This window comes from Thiomicrorhabdus heinhorstiae (genome assembly GCF_013391765.2).
In the GTDB taxonomy this organism is placed as follows: Bacteria; Pseudomonadota; Gammaproteobacteria; order Thiomicrospirales; family Thiomicrospiraceae; genus Thiomicrorhabdus; species Thiomicrorhabdus heinhorstiae.
This window is the reverse complement of the sequence record NZ_JACBGI020000006.1, coordinates 40626-65239: the sequence shown is the minus strand read 5'-3', so window position 1 is coordinate 65239 and position 24614 is coordinate 40626. Positions and strand designations below refer to the sequence as shown.

19 protein-coding genes are annotated in these 24614 nt (G+C 51.7%); 4 read left to right on the top strand and 15 right to left on the bottom strand.

The window, feature by feature from the left end:
• Window position 1: 1 nt before the first annotated feature.
• Entirely contained in the window at window positions 2–2164 is a 2163-nt protein-coding gene (locus tag H8792_RS05220) for an AMP-binding protein (protein ID WP_185977883.1), read from the top strand.
• Window positions 2165–2232: 68 nt separating this feature from the next.
• Here the strand turns inward: H8792_RS05220 and H8792_RS05215 are convergent, their stop codons facing one another.
• The 11 genes from H8792_RS05215 to H8792_RS05165 form a co-directional block, all read right to left on the bottom strand.
• Window positions 2233–3558 carry a patatin-like phospholipase family protein gene (locus tag H8792_RS05215; RefSeq protein ID WP_185977882.1) on the bottom strand — a complete coding sequence of 442 codons (1326 nt, stop codon included), beginning with the start codon at window positions 3556–3558 and terminating at the stop codon, window positions 2233–2235.
• 39 nt (window positions 3559–3597) lie between these two features.
• On the bottom strand, window positions 3598–5214 hold the full coding sequence (locus tag H8792_RS05210) for a BatD family protein (protein WP_185977881.1): 1617 nt from the start codon (window positions 5212–5214) through the stop codon (window positions 3598–3600).
• A gap of 4 nt (window positions 5215–5218) precedes the next feature.
• Window positions 5219–7198 carry a VWA domain-containing protein gene (locus tag H8792_RS05205; RefSeq protein WP_185977880.1) on the bottom strand — a complete coding sequence of 660 codons (1980 nt, stop codon included), beginning with the start codon at window positions 7196–7198 and terminating at the stop codon, window positions 5219–5221.
• A gap of 1 nt (window position 7199) precedes the next feature.
• On the bottom strand, window positions 7200–8210 hold the full coding sequence (locus H8792_RS05200) for a vWA domain-containing protein (protein WP_185977879.1): 1011 nt from the start codon (window positions 8208–8210) through the stop codon (window positions 7200–7202).
• Complete coding sequence (locus H8792_RS05195) at window positions 8207–8695, bottom strand: DUF4381 domain-containing protein (RefSeq protein WP_185977878.1); 489 nt, start codon at window positions 8693–8695, stop codon at window positions 8207–8209. Before H8792_RS05195 ends, H8792_RS05200 begins: the two co-directional genes overlap by 4 nt.
• Before the next feature lie 20 nt (window positions 8696–8715).
• Window positions 8716–9630 (bottom strand): DUF58 domain-containing protein, encoded by a 915-nt coding sequence (locus H8792_RS05190; protein WP_185977877.1) that lies wholly within the window; start codon window positions 9628–9630, stop codon window positions 8716–8718.
• A gap of 16 nt (window positions 9631–9646) precedes the next feature.
• Window positions 9647–10624, bottom strand: coding sequence for an AAA family ATPase (locus H8792_RS05185; RefSeq protein WP_319558233.1), 978 nt, complete (start codon window positions 10622–10624; stop codon window positions 9647–9649).
• A 202-nt stretch (window positions 10625–10826) separates the two neighbouring features.
• Window positions 10827–12503 (bottom strand): formate--tetrahydrofolate ligase, encoded by a 1677-nt coding sequence (locus H8792_RS05180; protein WP_185977876.1) that lies wholly within the window; start codon window positions 12501–12503, stop codon window positions 10827–10829.
• Between the two features lie 45 nt (window positions 12504–12548).
• Window positions 12549–13754, bottom strand: a complete 1206-nt coding sequence (gene glcF / locus H8792_RS05175) for a glycolate oxidase subunit GlcF (protein WP_185977875.1) — start codon at window positions 13752–13754, stop codon at window positions 12549–12551.
• A 21-nt stretch (window positions 13755–13775) separates the two neighbouring features.
• A complete protein-coding gene (locus tag H8792_RS05170; RefSeq protein ID WP_185977874.1) occupies window positions 13776–14765 on the bottom strand; it encodes an FAD-binding protein in 990 nt (329 codons plus the stop codon).
• 1 nt (window position 14766) lies between these two features.
• Complete coding sequence (locus H8792_RS05165) at window positions 14767–16203, bottom strand: FAD-linked oxidase C-terminal domain-containing protein (RefSeq protein WP_185977873.1); 1437 nt, start codon at window positions 16201–16203, stop codon at window positions 14767–14769.
• Between the two features lie 95 nt (window positions 16204–16298).
• Between H8792_RS05165 and H8792_RS05160 the strand changes: the two genes are divergently transcribed.
• Both H8792_RS05160 and H8792_RS05155 read left to right on the top strand, forming a co-directional pair.
• The gene (locus H8792_RS05160) at window positions 16299–17411 is read left to right on the top strand and encodes a pyridoxal-phosphate-dependent aminotransferase family protein (RefSeq protein ID WP_185977872.1); all 1113 of its coding nucleotides are present in this window, start codon (window positions 16299–16301) and stop codon (window positions 17409–17411) included.
• Window positions 17412–17621: 210 nt separating this feature from the next.
• Window positions 17622–18980, top strand: a complete 1359-nt coding sequence (locus H8792_RS05155; protein ID WP_185977871.1) for a Fic family protein — start codon at window positions 17622–17624, stop codon at window positions 18978–18980.
• Between the two features lie 91 nt (window positions 18981–19071).
• On the opposite strand, the gene cmoB is transcribed toward H8792_RS05155, so the two are convergent.
• From cmoB to H8792_RS05140, 3 genes are all read right to left on the bottom strand, one after another.
• Complete coding sequence (gene cmoB / locus H8792_RS05150; protein ID WP_185977870.1) at window positions 19072–20058, bottom strand: tRNA 5-methoxyuridine(34)/uridine 5-oxyacetic acid(34) synthase CmoB; 987 nt, start codon at window positions 20056–20058, stop codon at window positions 19072–19074.
• A 124-nt stretch (window positions 20059–20182) separates the two neighbouring features.
• A complete protein-coding gene (gene cmoA, locus H8792_RS05145; RefSeq protein ID WP_185977869.1) occupies window positions 20183–20926 on the bottom strand; it encodes a carboxy-S-adenosyl-L-methionine synthase CmoA in 744 nt (247 codons plus the stop codon).
• An 11-nt stretch (window positions 20927–20937) separates the two neighbouring features.
• Window positions 20938–21813, bottom strand: a complete 876-nt coding sequence (locus tag H8792_RS05140) for a DNA/RNA non-specific endonuclease (RefSeq protein WP_185977868.1) — start codon at window positions 21811–21813, stop codon at window positions 20938–20940.
• Window positions 21814–22088: 275 nt separating this feature from the next.
• On the opposite strand from H8792_RS05140, the gene H8792_RS05135 reads away from it, so the two are divergent.
• Window positions 22089–23681: an inorganic phosphate transporter gene (locus H8792_RS05135; RefSeq protein ID WP_228766958.1), complete on the top strand. Its 1593-nt coding sequence runs from the start codon at window positions 22089–22091 to the stop codon at window positions 23679–23681.
• Between the two features lie 94 nt (window positions 23682–23775).
• Here the strand turns inward: H8792_RS05135 and H8792_RS05130 are convergent, their stop codons facing one another.
• Window positions 23776–24558, bottom strand: a complete 783-nt coding sequence (locus tag H8792_RS05130) for a methyltransferase domain-containing protein (RefSeq protein WP_185977867.1) — start codon at window positions 24556–24558, stop codon at window positions 23776–23778.
• Between the last annotated feature and the right edge of the window lie 56 nt (window positions 24559–24614).

The window sequence follows — 24614 nt, the reverse complement described above, 5'->3', positions numbered from 1 at the left end:
TATGAAGTGGCTGATTAAAAGCGTGGTCAGGTTCTTGTTGAAGCTGTTGTATCGCGTTGAAGTGAAGGGTCTGGAAAACTATTATGCAGTCGACCAGAGTCAGAAACCGATGTTGATTATCGCCAACCATGTTTCTTTGTTGGACGGGCCTTTGCTGGAACTGTTCATTCCCGGCGAAACCACGTTTATGGTCGATAAGGGCCACACCAAGAAATCGACCGAGCGTTTTATCCTCGGCATGAGCCACTATTTTACGGTCGACATTCACAGTCCTTACGCCGCCAAGCATATGATCGACGAGCTCAAAAAGGGCAAGCAGTGCATGATTTTTCCGGAGGGTCGTATCACCACCACCGGCGGTTTAATGAAGGTATATGAAGGGACCGGTCTGGTCGCCGCCAAAACCGGCGCAGCAATTCTTCCGGTGCATATCGCCGGTGCGGTTTACAGTAAGTTCTCCTATCTCGACGGGACGAAATTCGCTTTTATGAAAAGCTTCTTTTTCCCGAAAATTACCATCAGCATTCAGCCGGCGGAAACTATTCAATCTCCGAAGGGCATGAAAGGTCATGATAAGCACCTTTTCTTCAAGCGTGAAATCTTCCGCATGCTGCGAGACGGAGCCTTTTATGCAAATTCGGAACCGAAACCGCTTTTCCGCGCTTTGCTGGATTCCGAACGTCAGTTCCACGCAAAAGAGATCTGTGTCGAAGACATTAACGATCAGACGCTGACATTGAAAAAAATCCGTCTGGCGTCCTCGATACTCGGGAAAGCCTTGCAGAAGCAGCTGCAGGATGAACAGCGTGTCGGTTTGATGTTACCGAACGTGGCGGGTATGCCGGCGACCTTCTTTGCACTGCAGGCTTACGGTTATGTTCCTGCAATGATCAATTTTACCGCCGGTATCAATGCGATCGGCTCGGCGTGCAAAACGGCCGAGCTGAAAACCGTCATCACTTCGAAGCGCTTTGTTGACGCTTTCGAGTTGCAACCGCTGATCGATGCCCTGCAGGATGAAGTGCGTTTTATCTTTCTGGAGGATGTTCGCGAAACCATCGGCGCCTTTGCCAAACTGGGCGGACTCTTGCGTTCGGTGCGCAGTTTGCCGGGTAATAAGGTCGATCCGGAAGCGGATGCGGTGGTGCTGTTTACTTCCGGTTCGGAGGGGGTGCCGAAAGGGGTGGTGTTGTCGCATCGCAATATCGTCAGCAATATCGAGCAGATCAGCGCCATGCTGACTCTGTTGCCGGGTGAGCAGCTGTTCAACGCTTTGCCGACTTTCCACTGCTTCGGTTTGACTGCGGGGATGCTGTGGCCGATCCTGAAGGGTGCCCGCGTCTATATGTATCCGTCGCCGGTGCACTACGGTATTGTCCCGGAAATGGTTTATCAGACCAACTCGCGCCTGATCTTCGGAACCGACACTTTTTATACCGGTTATGCGCGTAAGGCCGACCCGTACGATTTTTACAGTCTGCGCGCGCTGGTGGCCGGTGCCGAACGTCTGCGTCCGGAAACCCGTCAGTTGTATGCCGATAAATATCACCAGCCGATTTTCGAGGGTTACGGCGTGACCGAAACCACACCGGTCTTGTCGGTGAATATTCCGATCGCCTATAAAAACGGATCGGTCGGTCAGTTCGTACCGGCGGTGGAGCACCGTCTGGAACCGATTCCGGGTATCAGCGAAGGGGGCCGCTTGTTTGTTAAAGGGCCGAATATCATGAAAGGCTACCTGATGGCCGATAAACCGGGCGTTCTGCAGCCTCCGGTTGACGGTTGGCACGATACCGGCGATATTGTCGATGTCGATGAAGACGGTTATGTCTGGATCAAGGGCCGCGCCAAACGCTTTGCCAAGATCGGCGGTGAGATGGTCTCTTTGACGGCAGTGGAAACCTATATCAACGAAGCCAGTCCGGAAGGCCATCACGTGGTGGTTGCAGTGCCGGATAAACGCAAAGGCGAGCAGCTGGTGCTGGTGACAGACGACGGCTCTCTAAGCCGTAATACCGTGACCGAAGCGGCGAGAAATGGCGGCTTCTCGGAACTGATGATTCCGAAAACCGTTATTCTGGTCGAAGCGGTACCGATTCTCGGAACCGGTAAAACCAACTATCCGGAAGTACAGAAAATCGCCGAACGCCATTTCAACGAATAAGATTCCGGCAATTTGCCTTAAGACCCGCCGTCGGAGTAATCTGCGGCGGGTTTTTTATTGCCCGGAAGTTATAAATCCTGTAACAGCTGGCGTAATTTCGGGTGTTCTTTCAGCAGCTCCCCACCGGCTTTAATCAGCTGTTGCTTCTGTTCTTCCGTCAGATAGAAACCGGTTGGAATAGCATTGAAAAACTGACGCTGACTCTCGTTTTCGAGCTGCTTGAAATTCAGTTCGATAAAGTAAGGGGTCACCTTTCGGTATTTTGTCGAAAGCTGCGAGCTCCAGGTTTGCATGGCTTGGTCGAAAAGCTCTAGGGTGGTGGCATTGTAGCGATGCAATTGAATGTCCGTCATGGCATTTAGACTGGTTTCAATCGACGGATTAAGATTGCTTCTGCCCATATCGCTGGCCGACTGTGTCGAGGCGTTGACGACGATTACCACCAGCTTGTCCGAAGGCGTGCGATTCAGGAGTTTTGTCATCGCCTTCGGGCCGCCGGCAAGTTCCATAAAATCGTAAATGGCGCGCAGTCCAAGGTTATCTGTGATGCCGCCGTCTACCAGATGCAAATAGCGGTGACGGCGTTTTTCTCTAACGTAGGTGAGTAATCCCTGACGGGTTTCTTCCAGCTGACGACTGTGCAGAGGGGTGTCTTTTATCAGCAGATTATCCGGTTTGCAGCCTTTGTAGTTTTCTACCACCACTGGATTAAAGAGGATCGGCACCGACGATGAGGCGGTAACCGCGCGGGCGATCGGATAGCTTGAAAGATCCGAGCACAGCAGGTCGAAATATTCCTGTACAAAGCTAAAACGCACCCCGTTAGAGAGGTCGGAAGCATTAATCAGAACCAGAGGGGCGTTTTTGCGTTTTTTGAGGTCGCCGAAAGTGGCGCCCTTAAAGACCGATTCTTCGTAGAGCTGAGTAGCCACATCGGTACGTCCGAGATCGGAAAACCATAGAGAAGGATAGAGCAGTTTGGTAATCAGGTTGTCTTCGATATCCTGATTAAGAAAATCGGGTTCGAAATTCTGGAATGTTGCCGCACCGTTCAGTGCATAGTAGGCAGCGGTAAAACTGCCTCCGGAAACCGCACTGATCAGGTCGACTTCCGAGAGCAGACTCGGCGCTCCTTTTTCGAGCGAACTGGGAATATCCCGCAAGGCTTTGAGGACGCCATAAGACAGGGCGGCTGCACGCGAACCGCCACCGGAGAAGCTCAATAGCAGGGTAATTTTACCCGGTTCTTTCTGACGAATGGTCGAAGTGATACTGTAATCGCCGGTCGTTGCAGCGGATTCGGGTGTTTTGGGATTACTGATGGCGCCGTAGGTGGTACAACCGCCGATCAACAGCATGTAGCTTAACCCCATTACCCAAAGTAACGGCTTCATTTGATTATCTCCTGTTTTTTACAGCCAGTTTAATCAGTTTTAATCCGCTGCGCGACCGTAAAGTTGTGCCAGTTGGCTATTATCCGACGACTTGCTTTTCTTTTTGCCGGGTTTAAATGATCGGCAGATTTTCTCTATATAGTCGTCGGGAAGTTCGGCATCAAAAAACAGATGCGCCTCAAGCCCGGCGATCAAGTTTTTCAGTTCGGGACTTTCAAGTTGTGAAGTGTTTGGCAGGCCTTGTTCGCGCATGCGTTTTCTCAACTCGTTGTAGAAAGGCTTGGCAGGCATTTGACACCAGTCGCCGTAATCCAGGTCAGGCGGGCTTTCGCTTTGCGCTGTCGATAGCGGTTCAGCCGGTTGCGGACGGCGGTTTTTTAAAGCGTAAATCAGAGTAATCAGCCACAGCACAGCGAAAACCGCGCTCAGAGCCGGCCATAACCAACCGCTTTGTGCAGGGGTTTCACGTGGAACCGATGTTGAAACCGGTCTGACAGGCAGATCTGAGGCTTTGGGTTGGGAAGCGGCCGGCAAGACTTCAACCGTTTGCGGTTTTAGGGTCGCTTCTTCAAAAGCGTGTTTTTGCGGATTCCACCAGCTGAGCGTCTGGCCGGGAATGGTAATTTCACCTGCTTTGGTAAAGATCAATGTCTGCGCTTGGATAAGGCGGCTGACAACATGGTTCTGTTCGATGCTTTCTTCCCGTTTCACCGGCTCGGCATACAGTTTAAAGCCGTCGCCATCGGCGGATTTGAGTTCGACCAGCTGCGAGGATTTTAAACCGGTTGCCTTTAATACCAGGGTACGGCTTAGACTGTCGCCGACTCTCAGGGTTTGTTTCGGTTGTTCCAGTGTGGCACTCAGTTTCAAGTCTTGTGCCGGTAGCCAGGTGACCTGATTTTGCGGGTTTTGTTTAGACGCCAAGACCTGCAAACTTTGCGGTTTGGATACCTGATGAATCGATTTTTGGCGGCCGTTGGTTTGTATGACGCCGTTGAATTCGACCGCGGGAATAGTCTTGCGACCGCTGGCCTGTGGAAAGAAGGCGTAAACCCATTCGTACACGGTATAAGGCTTGCCGTCGATGTATTTCTGGAATACGGCCTGATCTTTGATTTTGTTGACCAGCGCTGGACCGAATTCTACCGGAGTGACATTACCTGAAATCAAACGTCCGCGGTAATAGAAACGCAGGGTATAGAGCACCTCTTCCTGAACATAGGCCTGTTTTTTATCCAGAGTCGCTTCCATAAAGTAGGGTTTCAGGCTGCCGGTTTGCGCGGCTTTGGTGACTTGTATTTTATACGGCTGGCTGCTGACGCTATCGACTTTGATCGGCGGAATCATCAGTTCTCCGATCTGCTTCGGCAGCAGTTCCACCTGCCAGCGGGTGCGAGCCGACATTTTGCCGTTAATGATTTCCAACTGGTTGCTCTGCTGGGAATTGAGCACCTGAAACTGGTCTTCCAGTACAGACAGATCCGGTTGTTGGCCATGAGTGGCAAAATCGGTATCGATCCATACAGTCAGAATGTCGCCCATCTCGATGGTTTGCCGGTCGCTGTGCACCGTGACGCTGTCGGCAAAAACCGGCCAGTTCAGTAACGTGCCGATCAGCAAAATAATCAGATGTCTGAAGTTCAATCTAGGGTTCATACAATTACCACACTTTATCGGACTGCGATCCCTGCGAAGGAGATTGCTGGTATTGATACTCGAATTTCCGCTGCAGGAATTTTTGCGGTTCGTCGGGAATCTGCTGCAGCCAGTTTTGTGTCGCTTGCAGCTGTTCGCGCTGCTGCTGAGACATTACAGTGCCGTCGTTACTGTCGCCAATCCGGCTGGCTCCACCGAGTTCCGGTTCTTTGTCCTGATCCTTATCGCCGCGATTAATTTCTCTGGAGGTGGACTGGTTTTCGCCGGATTCGGAGGGCGAGTTTGCATCGGCGTCGGTTTTTCCATCGCTCGGTTTGCCGCTTTGGTTTTCGCCTTGTTGTCCGTTTTGTGCGGAGTTGGAAGAGGCATTTTGCGCCGAATCCTTTGACTGGCCGTCAGAGGCCTTTTGCGAATCCTGTTCCTCGGATGGCGGGCTGCCGGATTGCGATGTTTGATTTCCGGTCTGTTGCTCTTCCTGCCCGGATTTAGCGGTTTTTTTCTGTGAATCCTTACTCTCTTGCTTATCGCTGTTTTGTGCGGGGGATTGCGGTGGAATTTGTTGATTGTTCGAGTTGTTATTCTGTCCTTGCTGCTGCTGTTTCAACAGTGACTCGATCAGCGTCAGATTGTCTTTGGCTTCTTTAAAATCCGTCTGTTGTTTCAGAGCCTGGCGGTACGCTTTGGCGGCTTCCTGCAATTGTCCGCTTCTGGCCAGCGCATTGCCGCGGTTATAGTGCCCTTGAGCGCTGTGATCCAAAGAGAACAGGTGGGCGGCTTCTTTGTAGCGCCCCAAGCGATACAGCGAGCTGGCTCGCCACTGTTTGTTTTCAAACAAGGCTTCGGCGGCGGCGTAGTTTTTCTTCTCCCAGGCTTTATAGGCTTGCTGGTCAGGGGATTGAAAGACGTCGGAAAATTCCGATAACGAAGGCTGCGCCATTGTCGGATCGCTCCACAGCATACCGGCCGGTAGACAGGCGGCAAATAGCCAAGTGAAAAGCACGCCACGGCGATAGAAAAGCGCAATAAACGGCAGCAGAATCAGCAATAGAAACGGCCCTTCATCCAGTGGAATTTTCAGCGATTTATTGTCCTCGTCATCCAGTTTGGCAGCGGCATTCATCGGAGGTAACAGTTCGTCCAGCTCTTCTTCAGCCGGATTAAGATGCAGATAATTGGCGTCCAGTTGCTGACTCAAAGTACTAAAACGACGTTCCGGCACCGCAGGCAGAACCAGAGCCCCGCTCGGCTCTTTTAAAAACCCGCCGTCAGGGAGGGGAATCGGTGCTCCGCCGGCAGTGCCGACCGACAGGATGCTCAGACTGTAATGATTGGCTTTGATCCAGTCCGTCAAATCCGCAGTCTGATTTTGTTCGACATCGTCGGTAATCCAGATCAGGTGCCCCTGATTGACATGTGCGCCGTCCAAGAGCTGTTTGGCTTGTTTGAAGGCCTGCAGAGGGTCGGAGCCGTAACTCGGCATATATAGCGGATTCAGTGCCGGTAGCAGGCCAAGCAGAGTACGGTTGTCTTCGGAAATCGGGCTGATGGTATGTGCCGAACCGGCGTAGCCGACCAGCCCGACGGCCAGTTCGGGATGTTTATGCAGCAGATCGATGATTTTGAATTCGGCCTGTTTCAGTCGATCCGGTTTTAAATCCTGCGCCAGCATCGACAGCGACAGGTCGAGAATAATCACCGTTCCCTGTTGGCTTTTCTGTGCCGGGATTTTAACGGTTTTAACCGATGGTCCCGCCAGAGTCAGAGTCATGAAAAACCACACCAGCCCCAAGGCGAAAACCATCAGCTTTTGCAAACTGTCATTCGGACGGTTGTACTGATCACCGAGGAGCAGAGAGTGGAACTGCGGGGCAATCAGGCGTTGCCAGCCGCTTTGTCCAAGCTGCAGGTGCCAGATTTTCCATAGCAGCCAGATGGCTGGAATCCATGCCAAAAGCCACCAGGGTCGGAGCAGTTGCAGTTCCATGCTATACCTCCGCCCGGCGCAGCCACAAAAGGGCCAGCAGTATGCTTAATACCAGCGCGGTTCCCAGCGGCCAGATATAGAGTTCGGTACGGATCCGGTAACTGAAGACGTCATGTTCGCTGGACTCAAGCTGGTTGATATGCTGGTAGATCTTCGCCAGTTCTTCACTGTCGTTGGCCTGATAGAATTGGCCTCCGGTCAGGTCGGCAATGCGTTGCAAACTGTCGATGTCGATATCGGGTTTCTGATTCAGGAAGCGATCCAGACCGTGGCGGTCTTCGGTTTTACCGACTCCGATGGTGTAGATTTTGACGCCCATCTCTTCGGCTTTGTTTGCCGCCTCGAGCGGATCGATGCCGCTGGTGTTGGAGCCGTCGGTCAGCAGGATGATGACCGCATTACTGCGATGCGCCTGTTGTAGATGTTTGAGTGTTAGGCCGATCGCATCACCGATGGCGGTGTTGGTGCCGGCCATGCCGATTTCGCTTTCGTTAAGCAGGGTTTTGACGGTCTGCAAATCATAGGTTAAAGGGCTGAGAAGGAAAGCCTGGTCGGCAAATACCACCAGCCCCATGCGGTCGCCTTTTCGCTGTTCGATGAAGCGTGATACCACTGCCTTGACGGCGACCAGACGGCTAACGTCCTGACCGTTCAGATACATGTCGCCTTTGCGCATGCTTCCCGACAGGTCGACCGCCAGCATCAACTCCTTGCCGCTGAAGGTGAAGGGTGCCGGTTGCAGATACCAGACCGGACGACTGGCGGCGAGAATCAGCAGCAGCCACAAGAGTGCATACAAAAACGGAATACGTCTGGAACGCACTTCCGGCTGCACCCATTGCGTCGCTTTGAGGTCGTTCTCCAAGCGGGCGACGATTTGCGGGGCCAAGAGAGGTGACTGACGCTTTTCCGCGCTTTTAACCAGCAGGCGAATGATCCACGGCACCGGCAAAAATGCCAGCATCCACGGCCAGATCAGGTCGAATTGGCTGAAATTCTGCAACAGGGTCATTGGTGATGCCCCTTGATCCATTTCGCGAAATAGCGCGCGCAATTTTCGATCTGAAAGTGTTCGATATCGGCGCCGACCGGCCCGGCATAGGCTTTTTGCAGACAGTCGGCCAGACAGTCCGGCTGACTGATATAACTGGCTTTCTGGTGCAGAAAATCCAGCCAGGCCTGCTGCTGCAGAGCGGCGACTTCCATGCGCCCGTAAGTGGTCAGAGCAACCTGCTTCATCAGAGCATTCATTTTGGCGATCTTTTCCGCCGGATGCAGCTCCCCGCTTTGGATCGACAGCAGTTTTTTCAAAGCCTTGCGGCGGTAGGCATTGCGCCGACGCTGCTCACGGATATACCAGGCGATGCCGATGACGATCGAGGTGATACTCAAAATCAGAATCCACCAGCTGAACGCCAGCGGCCACCAGCCGATTGCCTGCGGCAATTGGATGTCGTGCAGTTGGTTCAGCAGTTGTGGATCGATTGGATTCGGCATAAGTGTGTTGATCTGTCTCTTTAATGGATGACGTTTTGCTGTATCAGACTTTTCAATGGCGATTCGTCGGTGCCGACTTCAATCAGTGGAATCGCCAGGGCTCTGAATCCCTGTTGGCAGTTATGCCAGCGGGTTTCATAACCTTGAGAGTACTCTTTTCGAGTCTGGTCGCGAAAGCTGTCGAGACGCAGCAGATCGTCGCTGATAAACGAACGCGCCAGACTGAGCCATCCGCTTGACGGCAGCTGTTTTTCCAATGGATCGAACACATGAATCGCGGTGATTTCATTGTGGCTGCGCAGTTTTTTAACCCATTCGAAGGCCTGAGTATCGAAGTCGAGCAGATCGCCGATCAGAAACAGCTGGCTGCCTGGTTTGACGGTTTGTGTCAATTGTTTCAGGCTCTGATGCCAGAATACATTCGGACAGGCTCCCGGTCGTTTGAGCCCCTTTTGCAGGTCGACGGCGGATTCGAGAAACTGCAACAGAGTGTGTTGCGGTCGGTTCGGGGCGATCCAATGATGACGGTCGCCGCGAAAGCACAGGCCGCCGATGCGTTCGTGCTGCTGCAAGGCGGTCCAGCCGATCAGAGCGGCAATATTCAATGCCTGGGCGCTTTTTAAACGCACTTTGGAACCGAAAAACAGTGCCGCCGACTGTTCGGCAACCAGCACGGTCGGCCTTTCGTGCTCTTCGGTAAATACTTTGGTGTGAACCTTCTGCGTGCGTGCGGTGACGCGCCAGTCGATATGGCGCACATCGTCGCCCGGCTGGTACTGGCGTACTTCGCTGAAGGTCATGCCCCGGCCTTTGCGAAGAGCGTGATGATCGCCGGTATTGCTCGCCAGAAGCTGTTGTAAAGGTACGAGTTTCTTCTGCTTCACGTGAAACCGCAAAGCGTTCAGTTCGCCGATATCGGAATAGAGCGTCGACATGGTTTCCAGCTCCCGTTCAGGTGATCGGCACCAGCTGCAACAGTCGATCGACAATGGCGTCGGCGTCGATGCCTTGTGCCTGGGCTTCGAAATTGAGGATCAGACGATGGCGGAAAACATCGTGTACCACCGCCTGCACATGTTCGGGAGTGACGTATTCCTGGCCTCGGAGCCAGGCATAAGCTCTTGCGCAGCGTGACAAGGCGATAGTCGCTCGCGGGCTGACGCCGACGGCAATCAGACTGGCCAGATCGCTCTGATAGGCTTGCGGTTGACGGCTGGCGATGACCAGTTCGACCAGATAGGTTTTAACCGCATCCGCCATGTGCAGATTGAGGATTTCATTACGGGCGGCAAACAGATCCAGTTGCGATATCGGCTCGAAAGATTCGCTGTCTTCGTTACGCGCTTCCTGTTCAACCAGTTCAAGAATCTTCAGTTCGCTAGCGGCATCCGGATAGTCGACCTTGACGTGGAGCATGAAGCGATCCAGTTGCGCTTCCGGCAGGGGATAAGTTCCTTCCTGCTCCAGCGGATTCTGGGTTGCCATAACCATAAACAGCGGTTCCATCGGCATACTGCGTTGGCCGACACTGACCTGACCTTCGGCCATGGCTTCCAACAGAGCGGCCTGGACTTTGGCCGGCGCACGGTTGATCTCATCCGCAAGGATCAGATTATGAAAGATCGGTCCCGCCTGGAATTCGAACATGCCGCTTTCCGGACGGTAGATATCGGTTCCGGTAATGTCGGAAGGTAGCAGATCGGGAGTGAACTGGATGCGGTGAAAAGAGCCTTCAAGCAGGTCGGAAAGGATTTTGATCGCTTTGGTTTTCGCCAGACCCGGCGGGCCTTCAACCAGCAGATGGCCGTCCGACAGCAGGGCGATCAACATGCGCTCGGTCAGATGCGGCTGGCCGATAATGTGCTGATTAATGTGCGCCTGAAGACTTTGAAAACGCTGCGATAGGGTGTGATTGCTTGAGTCCGACACGCTCTTGATCCGTTTGCATTGTAAATTCAGACATTATACTGAATCCGTTTTGCGGAGTTTTTAGGAAAGATTGAGATTAAGCGTTTTAATGGCTCTTTATAAAAACGCTTTTATTTTATGAAGCCTTAATCAAATGCAACCAACCACTCAAATACGGGTTGAACCGGTATTTGAGTATGGAATTGAAGCAAGAAGTGTCGTTTTAGAAAAGACCGGTAATCACACCTTCGTCGTCGATATCGATGCGTTCGGCGGTCGGCACTTTCGGCAGCCCCGGCATGGTCATCATATTGCCGGCGATGGCGACGATAAAACCGGCGCCGTTTTCCAGTTTGATGTCGCTGATTTCAACGGTATGTCCGCTGGGTGCGCCTTTGGCATGCGGATCGGTCGAAAAAGACATCTGGGTTTTCGCCATACAGATCGGCAGGTCGCCGTAATGTTCCTGCAAACGCTGAATCTCTTCTTTGACCTTGGCTCCGGCGGTAATGCCGCCAGCACCGTACACTTTGGTGGCGATGGTTTCGATCTTGTCCCAGATCGGCGCGTTGATGTCGTAGACGTATTCAAAGCCCGGATCGCGATGATCGACGATTTCCAGAACCGCTTCGGCCAGCTCTTCGGCTCCGGCGCCGCCTTCGGCCCAGTGTTTGGAAACAACGCAGCGTACGCCGAGCGCCTCGCATTTTTGAATCAACAGGGCGGTTTCCTCGTCGGAATCGTAGGTGAAGTGGTTAATGCATACTACACACGGCAAACCGTAGGTTTGGGTGACGTTCTTCAAGTGACGTTCCAGATTGGCAAAACCTTTTTCCAATGCTGCCAAATTTTCCTGATTCAGGTGGTCACGTTCGATACCGCCGTGGAATTTCAGGGCGCGGACAGTGGCCACTAGAACGACCGCCGAAGGCGCAATTTTGGCCGAACGGCATTTGATGCTGAGAAATTTTTCCGCGCCCAGATCGGCACCGAAACCGGCTTCTGTGACGGTATAGTCGGCCAGCTTCATGGCGGTTTTGGTGGCGGTAACCGAGTTGCAGCCGTGAGCGATATTGGCAAAAGGTCCGCCGTGAACGATGGCCAGATTGTTCTCCAGTGTTTGCACGACATTCGGTTTAATGGCATCTTTCAACAGGGCCGCCATGGCTCCGTGTGCTTTCAGATCACTGGCATATACGGGAGTGACGCGGTCGGTTCTGTAACCGATAATAATACGCCCCAGACGTTCTTTCAGATCGGCGCGGTTGGTAGCCAGACAGAGGATCGCCATGACTTCCGAAGCGACGACGATGTCGAAACCGTCTTCACGCAGGTAGCCATTGGCCGGGCCGCCCTGACCGATAGTGATTTCTCGCAGGGCGCGGTCGTTCATATCGACGACGCGTTTCCATTTAATGCGACGCGGATCGATTCCCAGGGCGTTACCGTGGTTGATATGGTTGTCGATCATCGCCGCTAACAGGTTGTGGGCCACGCCGATGGCATGGAAATCGCCGGTAAAGTGCAGGTTGATGTCTTCCATCGGTACTACCTGCGAATAACCGCCGCCGGCCGCTCCGCCTTTCATCCCGAAACAAGGGCCAAGCGATGGCTCGCGCAGGCAGATCATGGTCTTTTTACCGAGGCGATTCATGGCGTCACCCAGTCCGACAGTGGTCGTAGTTTTCCCTTCACCGGCCGGAGTCGGGCTGATCGCCGTGACCAGAATCAGTTTGCCTTCTTCGCTTTTATGGCTCAGGCTGTCGACGTATTCCAGCGACAGTTTGGCTTTATAGTGCCCGTAAGGGTCAAGATGCTCGTGGGGAATGCCGTACTGTTCTTCGGCAAGTTGGCTAATCGGTCGCATCTTGGCATTTTGCGCGATTTCAATATCTGACATAGGGTTCAGTCCTCGTTGGCTTGCATCCGTTTTCCGAATGCTTATCTATATTCTGAGTAATTCAATCCAATGCTTGACCGGCACCTTGGTCCCCTTCTGCAGGTGCATCAAGCAACCGATATTGGCGGTTACGATGATTTCGGTCTTCTCTTCAAGCAGGTTGTCCAGTTTGTTCTGGCGCAGCTGTTTGGAAAGCTTGGGTTGAAAAATGGAATAGGTTCCGGCGGAGCCGCAACACAGATGCGCGTCCTTAACGCGATTCACTCTGTAACCTAAGCGGCGCAGAGCGTCTTCGACCACGCCTTGCAGTTTCTGTCCGTGTTGCAGGGTGCAGGGCGAGTGGAAAGTGATTTTCTGGTTGTCGTAATGGGTGAAGATCGACAGATCCTGCGCAATCAGAAATTCGGAGATGTCTTTGGTGTGCTCAGCGATGCGCCGCGCTTTTTGCAGATACTCCGGTTCGTCAAGAAACAGTGACGGATAATCCTTAATCATCACGCCGCAGCCGCTGGCATTGGAAATAATCGCTTTGACCCCCTGATCCAGATAGCGGCTCCAGGCATCGATATTGGCCTTGATCTGTTTCAAGGCGTCTTTCTGGCCGGAAAGATGATGTTCGACCGCACCGCAGCACTGTTGCTGGGGGGTTTCGATGACATTCCAGCCGAGTTTATTCAATACGCGGATGCTCGACTGATTGATATTCGGTGCCAGCGCCGGTTGCACGCAACCGGAGATCAGCAGCACACTATGCTGCAGAGCGTCTTCGCGGTCTTTAAGTTGCTGTTGCAGAGCCAATTCATCGACCGTGAACTGCACGGCTTCCGAATGACGCAGAAACGGTGCGCAACGGATGGCCAGATTGAAAAACCACGGCGTGGTCAGACTTTTACGCACCGCATAGCGGAGTATTCTTTGTCCAATTGAACGCGGGCTTTTCTGCTCGCTGATTTCACGGCCGATATCCAGCAGATGGCCATATTCGACACCCGAAGGACAGGTGGTTTCACAGGAGCGGCAAGTTAGGCAGCGATCAAGGTGACCCAAGGTGTTCTGGGTGACTTCATTGCCTTCCAGAACGCTTTTAATCAGATAGATACGCCCGCGCGGCGAGTCGAGTTCGTCGCCGATCAGACCGTAAGTCGGACAGGCCGACAAACAGAAACCGCAATGCACGCAGGAGCGCAGAATCTTGTCGGCTTGTTTGCCCTGTTCGGTGGCGAGTAAATCTTGAGGTAAATGAGTTTGCATATAGGAAACTGTAAATGAAAGCTATAAATCTTTAAACACATGATGCGGATCAAACACCTTTTTCAGGCCCTGTTTGATCTTCTGCACCTGCGGTGTATCGTTATGTCGCGGCGCGAAACGCGACTGCCATAGAGTGGTATACGGGTGTTTCGGTTTCTTTTCGCTGGCGATCCAGCGACGGGTACCGCCCATCCCGACAGCAATCGTTTTTTCAATCGCCGGGTTGGTGCTCTCGACATCCAGACGCCACAATTTCACGCCCGGCTCCAATTGTGGACGGAACGGATTGAGGATTTTCCAGATGTCGTTGGTGCAGGCGTTGACCTCGACACGGTTGGTCTGCTCGGGATGTTCGCCGGCAACACGATAGTAGAAACGACCCTGATAGTAAGCACAGCCGGACAACGGCAGAGACGTGCCGGCCATCTGATTCATCAGCAGAATCGCTTCGCCTTCCGGCATTTCGATGCAGTAAGTCGTCTCTTCGACCAGCGGCAGTACTTTCAGACTGAGCTCCGTGACCAGCGCCATGGAACCCTTCGAACCGCACATCATGCGCGAGACGTCGTAACCGGCGACGTTCTTGATCATCTTGCCGCCGAACTGCAAGTGACGTCCTTGGCCGTCGATCATTTTGGTGCCGAGAACGAAATCGCGCAGCGCGCCGCGGAACGGGCGCGAGGGTCCGGTCAGGGCGCAGGCGTAGGTACCGCCGATGGTTGAATCGCCGTATTCCGGCGGTTCAAAGCCGAGCATCTGATTGCGTTCCGCCAATACCGCCTGCAGTTCCGACAGTTTGGTGCCTGCCTTTACCGTAATGACCAGTTCGGCCGGTTCATAATCGACAATACCGCTGTGATCGGCAATGGAAATCGGTTCGGCATCGTCGTACAGCGGCACTTTGCTCTGGTTACCGACAATTTGCAGTAGTTTTTTATCCGCTACCGCCTGTTTGATCTGATCGGCAAGGTGGGCGGTTTCCGGTTGCTGATGTTGACATTCCATACTCATTTTAAAAACGCTCCAGTTCCGGGAATGGCAGCTGATTGTTATGCACGTGCATCTGGCCGACTTCGGCACAGCGATGCAGTGTCGGCACGGCTTTGCCTGGATTCAGCAGACCGGTATCGTCGAACACTTCCTTGATGCCGTGGAAAATTTCCAGTTCCGGTCCATGATATTGATGGCACATGGAATCGAGTTTTTCGACGCCGACGCCATGTTCTCCGGTGATGGTTCCGCCGACATCGACACATAACTTCAAGATTTCGGCACCGAATTTTTCGGTTTCCCGCAGTTCGCCGGGTTTATTCGCATCGTAGAGAATCAACGGGTGCAGGTTACCGTCTCCGGCGTGGAATACATTGGCAACTTTCAGGCCGTATTTGTGCGACAGCTCTTCGATTTCTTCGAGTACATAGGCGAGGCGTTTACGCGGAATGGTGCCGTCCATGCAGTAGTAATCCGGCGAAAAGCGTCCGACGGCCGGGAAGGCGTTTTTGCGGCCCTGCCACAAGGCGATACGCTGTTTTTCGTTTTGCGAAATAGTAATGGTCGTCGCACCGCCGTCGCGGAGAATATCGGCGACGCGTTTGGAATCGACCTGCACCTGATCGTGGCTGCCGTCGACTTCGCATAGCAGCAGCGCTTCGACATCCAGCGGATAGCCGACACGGGCAAACTCCTCGGCGGCTTTGATGGAGAATTTGTCCATCATCTCCAGCCCGGCCGGAATAATGCCCTGTTCCAGTACGGCGGTGACCGCATCGGCGCAGGCGCTGACCGAATCGAATCCGGCCATCACCAGCTGGGCGGCGTCCGGTTTCGGCAACAGCTTGATCTTGATCTCGACAATCACGCCGAGAAGTCCTTCTGAACCGTTCAACAGCGCAAGCAGATCGATACCGTCATCTTTTTCGTCAAAAACAAACTCATCGCCATCCATATTCAGTACCTTGACCATGGTGACGTTATGCACCGTCAGGCCGTATTTCAAGCAGTGAACGCCGCCGGAGTTTTCCGCCACATTACCGCCGATCGAACAGGCGATCTGCGATGACGGGTCCGGGGCGTAATACAGGCCGAACTCTTCGACGGCCTGCGAAACTTCGATATTGCGCACGCCGGGTTGCACCAGTGCGGTTCTTTGCAGCGGGTCGATTTTAAGAATTTTGTTGAGCTTGGATAATCCGAGGACGATGCCATCCTGCAACGGCAGGGTTCCGCCGGCCAGACCGGTTCCGGAACCGCGGGTAATGACCGGCACCTGATACTGTTTGCAGATTCGCAGCACGCGTTTGACCTGTTCGATGTCTTCGGGCAAAGCGACCGCCAGAGGTTTCTGTCGATAGGCGGATAAACCGTCGCATTCGAAAGGTCGACACTCTTCTTCGCTGGATAACACGTTTTTTCTGCTAATGGCTTCTTCAAGTGCCTGAATTACATCCATCTTTTTTGCTCTTGTATATCTTGATCGGCTGACATTATAATTGACAGCTATTTGTTTTTGATTAAAAAATTTTAATATTATATAGAGGATAATCTATGCAATCGTTTAACCCACCTATTCGTACGCTCATGGGGCCAGGTCCTTCGGATATTCATCCTCGCGTGTTACAGGCAATGGCCCGTCCGACCATCGGTCACTTGGACCCGGCATTTGTCGGCATGATGGATGAGGTTAAAGAGTTGCTGAAATACGCTTTCCAGACCGAAAACGCTTTGACGATGCCGGTTTCGGCTCCGGGCTCTGCCGGGATGGAAACCTGTTTCGTCAACCTGGTCGAGCCGGGCGACAAAGTCATCGTTTGTATTAACGGTGTCTTCGGTATGCGTATGAAAGAGAATATCGAGCGTTTCGGTGGGGAAGCGGTTGTGGTTGCTGACGATTGGGGTACTGCAGTGACTCCTGCTAAAGTCGAAGAAGCCTGCGCGGCCAACCCGGATGCGAAAATCGTTGCCTTCGTGCATGCAGAAACTTCGACAGGCGCTCGTTCGGATGCCAAAACCATCTGTGAAATCGCTCGCAAGCACGACTGCTTGACTATTGTTGATGCGGTGACTTCTCTGGGTGGTGTCGAGTTGCGCGTTGACGAGTGGGGTATCGATGCGATCTATTCCGGTACGCAAAAATGTTTGAGCTGTGTGCCTGGGATTTCGCCGATCAGCTTCTCGGAAAAAGCTTTGGATAAAGTTCGTAACCGCGCGACGAAAGTCCCAAGCTGGTTTATGGATTTGAACCTGGTAATGGGATACTGGGGCGGCGGTGCCAAGCGTGCTTATCACCATACAGCACCGGTCAATACCTTATATGCATTGCACGAATCTTTGGTGATGCTGAAAGAGGAAGGGCTGGAAAATGCCTGGAAACGCCATGCGGAAAATCATGCGATGTTGCGTGACGGTCTGCAAGCGATGGGAATCAACTTCGTCGTACCGGAAGAACAGCGTCTGCCGCAGTTGAACTCGGTCTGGATTCCGGAAGGGGTCGATGATGCGGAAGTCCGCGGCAAGCTATTGAACGAATACAATCTTGAAATCGGTGCCGGTCTGGGCGATTTCGCCGGTAAAGTCTGGCGTATCGGCCTGATGGGCGAAACCTGTAAGAAAGAGAAGGTATTGTTCTGTCTGGCAGCTTTGAAAGCGGTTCTTGGGTAAATCAATTCCTAAAACGCCCCGCCTGATAAAAACCTCGCACACTTCGGTCTGCGGGGTTTTTTATTGCCTGAAAATTGGCGTTCAACAGGGCTTTGGATGTTTGTTACTAATTTGCTACTAATTTTTCAAAAATTAGTAGCAAATTAGTAGTTAAGTTTTTATACTCGATGTAAGTTAAAGAGTATTTTCATCCAAGGTATTGAATCAATTATGAAACTTCCAGTTAATCCTCCGGATAATCAATCACTATTAGATGAGCTGGTAAAGCGTGGTGATATTGCAGGTCTCAGTAAATTGATGAATGCTGAAACCGGGATTTGTGACGAGAAAGGGCGTTACCTGCACTGGGATAAATTACGGTTTGTAGCCCCGCCTTATGATTTAAGCAGCGAAGAGTATTGGTTTGTTACCAAACAGGCCAGAAGGCAGTTTTACCGAAGTGTATCGCTTGTCGATAAGCAGGGTTCCCCAATGCAGTTTTGCTTAACCGATTCTTTGTTGCAATCTCTGCATTGGTTAGATCAGCACGCTGCAGGGCAGCTGTCTATGCCACAGCCGATTGCTAATCAGCATACTCGGGACGCTTATCTTGTGTCGTCTTTAATTGAAGAAGCCATCAATTCGAGCCAATTGGAAGGTGCTTCGACAACCCGGGATGTTGCACGTTCTATGCTGAAGCAGAAACGTGCCCCTCAAGACATCAGCGAACAGATGATTGTCAATAATTATCGGGCAATGCAGGAAATCCGTGATTTGAAAGATGAAGCTTTGACGCCGCAATTGATTTGTCATCTACACTCGGTTTTAACGGATAGAACCCTGGAGCGGGCGGATAAGGCCGGAAAATTAAGATCGACTGAAGATCTGGTAAGGGTGGTTGATAATAGGGATGCACAGGTTCTTCACGTGCCGCCGGATGCTGAGAGTTTGCCTGAGAGAATTCAGTGTTTATGCGACTTTGCTAACCATGATGGAGAGAAAGCATTTATCCATCCTGTCATCAAGGCGATGATTTTGCATTTTATGATTGGTTACGAGCATCCGTTTGTTGATGGTAATGGTCGAACTGCCAGGGCATTGTTTTATTGGTATATGGCGAAATGTGGTTACTGGTTAATCGAGTTTGTTTCTATTTCTAAAATCATAAAGTTGGCTCCTGCTCAGTACTCTAAAGCGTTCCTGCTTACCGAAAGTGATGATAACGATTTAACCTATTTTTTGATTCACCAGACGGAGGTATTGCAAAAAAGTATCGATGAGCTTTTTGCCTATTTACAGAGAAAGTCCGAAGAGTTAATCCAAACAGAGCAGTTTTTAAAGGGTTCAAAATTACAGGGACAATTGAATCACCGGCAATTGGACGTTTTGCGAAGCGGTTTAAAAGGGAACGGTACGTTTATCACCATTGAAGGTCACCGAAGTCAGCATGCAATTAGTTATCAAACTGCGCGAACGGATCTGTTGGGTCTCGCCGACAAGTACCAGTTACTTGAGAAGCATAAGCAAGGGAAAGGTTTTATCTTCGTTATACCGGTGGATTTAAACGAAAGAATAGAGTCTTTGAATTAATCACAAAATGTCTTGTTACTAATTTGCTACTAATTTTTGAAAAATTAGTAGCAAATTAGTAGTTGGGACAAACGATAAAAAATGAAGCGTTTTACTTCGGTTTATTGGCAACCATGACGGCTCTTAGTGGAGCCGGATAGCCTTCGACGGTCAGATTGTGGTCATTTGGATCGAGGAAGGATTCCAGCGAATTCCATTCCATCCATTCGGTTGGTCTCTGCTCTTCAATCGACGTCTGATTGAGGTCGACGCAACGCACATTCTGCAAACCGCAGCGGCGCATCCAGATGCTGAGTTCTTCCACAGACGGCAGGAACCAGACATTGCGCATCTGCGCATAACGATCTTCCGGCACCAGCAACTGCCCGAAACTTTCCGGAACCACCAATGTTTCAAGCACCAGCTCGCCGCCCGGCGTCATCTGGTTTTTTAACTCCAGAATATGATCGATCGGCGAACGGCGGTGATACAACACGCCCATCGAAAAGACCGTGTCGAAAGCGCCGCCTTTCTGCGAAACCGGCAGTTGTTCCAAGGTCAACGGCAGGAAGTAAGCCGGAACTTCTTCGCCGATAAAGTGTTTCAGAGTCAGAAACTGGCTTAAAAACAGCAGACTTGGATCGATGCCGACCGCCAGTTTCGGCTTTTCGGCTGCCATTCTCCACAGGTGGTAGCCGCTGCCGCAACCGACATCCAGCACGCGCTTGCCTTCCATCGAAGCCAAATGCGGATGGACGCGATCCCATTTCCAATCCGAGCGCCATTCAGTGTCGATTTCGATTCCGTGAATATTGAACGGCCCTTTTCGCCAAGGATGCAACGCTTTTAAGGCGGCTGTCAGCTTCTCTGTGTCTTCCGGGGAAAGAGCTTCGCCGACACGAATCGCAGATTGTTCCAGATCATAAGTCTGATTGCTCGGGAAGGCGTTAATGATTTGTAAAGCATCCAGCCAACGCGGCAAGTTTCCGTTGCCTTCCGGGTGCAGCGCTTCGTCGATCAGCGGCGGTAATTCGCTTTTCCAGTGCTGTAGACGCGTGTCGTTAAGATGTGACCAGAAAGAATCGTAATGTCGTTTCACGTGAAACTTGCCTCTTGTTGCGCTGCCGGAAAGTTAAAGAGGCGAAATTATACGGTTTCGACGGGTGATTTGTCACCTTCTCGGGCCGAAATATCTTCTTTCTCAGAAAACTAAACGCTTGTTCTTAAAGTGATTTTATTGCCAGAAAGGAAGCAAAGTTATAGGCCTGGAACCAGATGCCGGCTGAAGCGAATCCGGCTTGTTTCAAACGCTGAAGGTGTTCGTTTTCGGTATCGCTGATCAGGACATTGTCCAGTGACGAACGCTTCTGGCTGATTTCCAGTTCGGAGTAGCCGTTGGCGCGTTTGAATTGCAGGTGCATGTGCTCGATACTCTGCTGTAGAGCGACATCTTGGAAATGGATTTTTTCCGATAAAATCAAAATGCCGCCTGGTTTCAATCCCTGATAGATTCTGTGCAGAAGCGGCAAACGCTGATCGGGATCGATAAACTGCAGAGTAAAGTTAATGACCACCACCGAAGCATCCAAAATTTCGAGATCATTAATGTCGGCGCAAAACAGATCGACAGGTATATCCGAATGGTAGGCGTGCAGATATTCGTTAGCACGTTTGATCATTGCCTCAGAATTGTCGACACCGATAATCCGGCAGCCATTGACCTGCAAGGCTCGGCGCATGGTCAGGCTGGCCGCACCGAGCGAGCAGCCGAGATCATACAGATTACTGTCGGGCTGGGCATGCAGTTTTGTCAGTTCGCCGATACCGGTCAAAATCGTTTGATAACCCGGAACCGAACGCTGAATCATATCCGGGAAAACCGCCACGACCGACTCGTCGAACTGGAAAGCGCCGACCGCTTCATGCGCAATCGAGTAGATAGTGTCTTTTTCGCTCGGAATTTTCATCTTGTCTGGCCTCAGTAACGCGACGGACGGTTAGCAACTTTTTGCAGCTGCCAGGCCGCAGGGGTTTCGGTCGCTTCCAACGGGATTTCGATATCGTCGTCCAGCTCGGAGAAGAAATCGATTCCGGTCTGGGCTTCGACATCGTCAATGGTGGTGACGAACGTCAACAGGCTGGCATTCGCCTTGGCATTTTGCGGAAAGATAAATGCCAGTGCTTTGGCAGGCTCGTTACCGCTTTGCGGTTTGATCAGAATTTTATAAAACGCCTGTGGAATGGCGACTTTTCCACCTTTCAGGTAGGTCGGCAGCTTGGAAAAAATCGGCCCGGTTACCACCCAGAATTCGCCCTCTTTTGCGGAGAAATCGTTGGCGATCACTTCTTCCAATCGTTGCCAGGATTTTTGGTTCAAAGAGCCTTTCTGCGGGCTGATATTGGTCATCAGGAAGGTTTGTTTCTGTGCTTCACGGCCGTAGCGGCTGGCGATCAGGTAATTCGGCGCCATATGGCCGCGATCATAACCGCTGCCGGTGTAATCCTGATGCGTCACCATCGACCAGCTGCGCCAGTCTTGTGAAAAACCGCTCGGGCGTTGCCCCGGTACATAGCGTTTGTCGGTCACCTTATAGGTGACCCATAACGGATTTTTCAGGCTTTCCGAGTATTCAAGCATAAAACCGTTATTGCGCAGGATATGCGACCAACCCATTGTCGCCAAGCCGGATTGGACTTGCGGAACGCCCATGAACGTCTGTGCAGGACGGGCAATTCCGACCTCATAGCCATACCAAAGACCGCCGAGAACAGGGATCAGTAACAACAGTTTCGGGCGCTTGAAAAGCAGGGCGGTAATTGGGCGAAATAGGCGTTTTGCTTGCGATGGAGTCATATTGGTTACAGGTTCGTTATTTTCAGCGTTTTTATTATAGCGGTTCGGCGTTTAAATACAGGCCGATTTTGACTTAAAGAAGGGAGTCGGTTAGTAATAAGGCTCCGGTATTTAATGCTTACAAATAAGTAGCCTGTGTTGCAAATAAGAATGATTTTCTTAGACGAGTGATTATCAATGACTTAAAAAATTCACAATCCTGTAGGTTAAGTGTTACATAAGGTATCTAGACTCGGAAAACGGTTTTATTGAAAACTTTTTCGGGGGAAGATTGTATGACAACAATGACCATGGACAATGCCCAAACCGGCGTGTCTAAAACAAGTTTGGCGGTGGGGGCGATCTTTCTCGCTATTTCCGCTTATTTTTTAATGTGGGCGTTTGATTACACAAACGGCAACAACCTGCTGATTCTGACATTGGCAACTCTGTTCGGTTTGTTTATGGCCTTCAACATCGGTGGTAACGATGTTGCCAACTCTTTCGGAACCAGTGTCGGTGCCGGAACGCTAAGTGTTAAGCAAGCACTGCTGGTTGCAGCGGTTTTCGAGGTTAGCGGTGCAGTAATCGCCGGTGGTGAAGTAACCAAAACCATCCGTAAAGGGATCGTTGACCTGAGCTCGATGGGGTCAATCGACCCGATGCTGTTCGTGTACGTCATGATGTCGTCTCTATTGGCGGCGGCGCTGTGGCTGTTGTTTGCCACCAAAAAAGGTCTGCCGGTTTCGACGACTCACTCGATCGTCGGGGGGATTGTCGGTGCATCGATCACGCTAGGTTTCTATGCAGTGACCGGTGGTAACGGCTTCGATTTGGTCCAATGGGGTAAAATCGGAATGATCGCCGTTTCCTGGGTACTTTCTCCGGTACTGGGCGGTCTGTTCGCTTATATCCTGTATAAAGCGATCAAAGAGACGGTATTCAAATACAACGACGAGGCCGGTGATCGGCTCAACGAGATCAAAAAAGAGAAAAAGGCACTGCGTAAAGAGTACAAGAACTCTCTTGAATCCATGGATGAAGCAAGCCTGATCAAAGAGAATGCGCGTTTGTCTCGCGACGCCCAGCTGAAAATTGACGGCGATTACGACAGTGACGAGCTTGAATCCGATTACTACAAGAAAATGGAAGTGATCGAAAGCAAGGTCCATGGTATCGATGCGCATAAAGCACTGCGTAACTATGTGCCTCTGATTGCGGCACTGGGTGCAGTGGTTATCTCTTCGATGGTATTGTTCAAAGGGCTGAAGCATGTCGATATCAGTTTCTCGACTCTGGATAACCTTTTGATCATGCTGATGATCGGATCGGTTACCTGGTTGACCGTCTATATCTTCTCGCGTACCTTGACCGGAAAATCGCTGGATCGCTCGACCTTCCTGCTATTCAGCTGGATGCAGGTGTTTACCGCTTGTGGTTTCGCTTTCTCGCACGGTTCCAACGATATCGCCAACGCCATCGGGCCTTTTGCAGCGGTTCTGGATGTATTGCATACCGGTGAAATCAGTGCCAAAGCAGCGGTTCCGCCGATTGCCATGCTGGCCTTCGGTATTGCGATGGTTGCCGGTCTGTGGTTTATCGGTAAAGAAGTTATTCAAACGGTCGGTCACAACCTGACCAAACTGCACCCTGCTTCCGGTTTCTCTGCCGAATTGGCGGCGGCCGGTGTGGTTCTGGTTGCTTCGACTTTCGGTATTCCGGTTTCCAGTACACATATCCTGATCGGTGCGGTTCTGGGTGTGGGGGTCGTGAATGCCGATGCCAACTGGGGAATGCTGAAGCCGATCTTCGCAGCCTGGGTGATCACGCTGCCTGCGGCGGCAATCATGGCCTCGATCTTCTTTATCGTTCTTAGCAGCATATTCTAAGTAAGCGATTTGCGGCCCGATTTCTTCGGGTTTTCAATCGAATAAAAACCCTGGCATGCCGGGGTTTTTTATTTCCGGTCGATTTTAGGAGGTTTTAATCGGCACGGCTTGCCAGAAGGTGAATATAACGCGCCATATTGCGGTAGGTGGGTTGGCGGCAGTAGCGGTATTCCAGAGCCAGAAGCTCGTCGAGATCGCTCTGTTCCAGTACTTCGTGGGTCATATAGTCGTGGAAGACACGAATGCCGGTATGGATTTCGATTTTAAAACCCCATTCTTCAAGCCATTGGCAGACGACTTCCGGAATTTGCGGATTGGGCGGGGTGAGTTTTTTGCCTTTGCCTAGGTAGGCGTCTTCCAGTAAGTAAGGCAGGCGCCAGCCACCGCGCAGGGTATTGCGGATGACCACAGAATTGCGGTTATAGAACAGTAAAGAAAGCTTTCCGCCCGGTTTAACTTTGTCGGCAACCGCTTTTAAGGTGGTTTGGGGTTCGGCAAGCCATTCGAGCACCGCATGGAACAGAACCAGATCGAACTGCGGCAGTTGTTGAGCAATTTCCTGCGCCGGTCCCTCAAAGAATTCCGCCTGTAATCCGGCCTCTTCGAAGTTGTTTCTGGCGCGAATCAGCATTTGATGTGACAGATCGCACAAGGTGCCCCTATGTCCGGCTTCAGCCAGCCATTGGCTGATCTGGGCAAAACCGCATCCGGCATCCCAGAAAGTCAGTTGCGAACCGTTTCTCAATGTACCTAGATCTTCCGTCAGCAGTTTCAAACGCCATTCGCCTTTGACGGTGTCGTAGACCTTTCGTTCGAATTTATCGACCAGTTTGTCGAAATTACGGTCGGCGGGCGGTTTTGTGGATTTATTGGTCATTGCTTGGTTATCCCGGGTTTACCGCCGTAGACAGTCCGGCGGCGAGGTGATGTTTC

Excerpts from the sequence above, each read along its gene's own strand:
- H8792_RS05220 (WP_185977883.1), top strand. The coding sequence starts at position 2 with ATGAAGTGGCTGATTAAAAGCGTGGTCAGGTTCTTGTTGAAGCTGTTG.
- H8792_RS05215 (WP_185977882.1), bottom strand. The coding sequence starts at position 3,558 with ATGAAGCCGTTACTTTGGGTAATGGGGTTAAGCTACATGCTGTTGATC.
- H8792_RS05210 (WP_185977881.1), bottom strand. The coding sequence starts at position 5,214 with ATGAACCCTAGATTGAACTTCAGACATCTGATTATTTTGCTGATCGGC.
- H8792_RS05205 (WP_185977880.1), bottom strand. The coding sequence starts at position 7,198 with ATGGAACTGCAACTGCTCCGACCCTGGTGGCTTTTGGCATGGATTCCA.
- H8792_RS05200 (WP_185977879.1), bottom strand. The coding sequence starts at position 8,210 with ATGACCCTGTTGCAGAATTTCAGCCAATTCGACCTGATCTGGCCGTGG.
- H8792_RS05195 (WP_185977878.1), bottom strand. The coding sequence starts at position 8,695 with ATGCCGAATCCAATCGATCCACAACTGCTGAACCAACTGCACGACATC.
- H8792_RS05190 (WP_185977877.1), bottom strand. The coding sequence starts at position 9,630 with ATGTCGACGCTCTATTCCGATATCGGCGAACTGAACGCTTTGCGGTTT.
- H8792_RS05180 (WP_185977876.1), bottom strand. The coding sequence starts at position 12,503 with ATGTCAGATATTGAAATCGCGCAAAATGCCAAGATGCGACCGATTAGC.
- glcF (WP_185977875.1), bottom strand. The coding sequence starts at position 13,754 with ATGCAAACTCATTTACCTCAAGATTTACTCGCCACCGAACAGGGCAAA.
- H8792_RS05170 (WP_185977874.1), bottom strand. The coding sequence starts at position 14,765 with ATGAGTATGGAATGTCAACATCAGCAACCGGAAACCGCCCACCTTGCC.
- H8792_RS05165 (WP_185977873.1), bottom strand. The coding sequence starts at position 16,203 with ATGGATGTAATTCAGGCACTTGAAGAAGCCATTAGCAGAAAAAACGTG.
- H8792_RS05160 (WP_185977872.1), top strand. The coding sequence starts at position 16,299 with ATGCAATCGTTTAACCCACCTATTCGTACGCTCATGGGGCCAGGTCCT.
- H8792_RS05155 (WP_185977871.1), top strand. The coding sequence starts at position 17,622 with ATGAAACTTCCAGTTAATCCTCCGGATAATCAATCACTATTAGATGAG.
- cmoA (WP_185977869.1), bottom strand. The coding sequence starts at position 20,926 with ATGAAAATTCCGAGCGAAAAAGACACTATCTACTCGATTGCGCATGAA.
- H8792_RS05140 (WP_185977868.1), bottom strand. The coding sequence starts at position 21,813 with ATGACTCCATCGCAAGCAAAACGCCTATTTCGCCCAATTACCGCCCTG.
- H8792_RS05135 (WP_228766958.1), top strand. The coding sequence starts at position 22,089 with ATGACAACAATGACCATGGACAATGCCCAAACCGGCGTGTCTAAAACA.
- H8792_RS05130 (WP_185977867.1), bottom strand. The coding sequence starts at position 24,558 with ATGACCAATAAATCCACAAAACCGCCCGCCGACCGTAATTTCGACAAA.